This is a genomic window from Neobacillus pocheonensis (genome assembly GCF_050477905.1).
GTDB classification, from domain to species: Bacteria; Bacillota; Bacilli; order Bacillales; family Cytobacillaceae; genus Neobacillus; species Neobacillus pocheonensis_A.
The window spans coordinates 1-807 of sequence record NZ_JBCNAD010000104.1; the positions used below are offsets into that span (position 1 = coordinate 1).

The 807-nt window shown below is 41.1% G+C and carries 1 protein-coding gene; it reads right to left on the reverse strand.

Features of this window, described 5'->3' with window-relative positions:
- Positions 1-68 precede the first annotated feature (68 nt).
- Positions 69-807, reverse strand: a 739-nt coding sequence (locus tag ABES02_RS29535) for an IS1182 family transposase (RefSeq protein WP_430141566.1), incomplete at its 5' end; no start/stop codon positions are given.

Genomic DNA, 807 nt, shown 5'->3' on the forward strand with positions numbered 1-807 from the left:
CCATTCGGATGCCTTTTGTTGGATTTTTGCTCGTAAGAGCAAAATTTAGACCTATCCTATGCCTATTATTACGCCATTTCTGGACTTTTCCACGTCCAGTTGGCCATCTTTTTCAAGTTCATGGCAGCAAAAGTAAGCATCGCTTGCATGGACAATTTTTTTATGCCCCTTAGGGTTGTCCAACGCATACCATGCTTTTCTTTAGCATCTGCAAAGACACGTTCGATCGTTTCTTTACGTCGTGCGTAAATGCTTTTATTCTCTTGTGTATGACGAAGATGATCGGCTTCTTCCAAGTAGTTCTCCCACACATGTCGCTGAATGAGTTTTTTATGTTCCTTACTCTGAGTACACTCTGATAGCAAAGGACAAGTTTTACACTGATTAGGATTAGAGAAGTATTGACGATAACCTTCTTTGGTCGTTGTTGCATATTTCAGTATTTGTCCTTGCGGACAAATATAACAATCGTAGTGTTCATCATATACATAATCATGTTTTTTCATATATCCGTCCTTCGTGCGAGGGCGAGTATATGGTAAAGCGGGTGTCATATCATTTTCAAATAGGTATTGGGCAATAGCAGGTGTTTTATATCCAGCGTCAGCAGCAACAGCTTCAGGTTTTCCATGGTTCTCAATTACCTTTTCCAGTAGTGGTTCGAAGATGGCACTATCATGGATGTTCCCTGGCGTAACAATCGCTCCCAAAACAAAACCCTTGCGATCAGAAGCTGCATGAAATGAGTAAGCAAACTGCTTTGTTCGCTCGTCCTTCACGTAATAACCACTCTCTGGATCAGTAGTA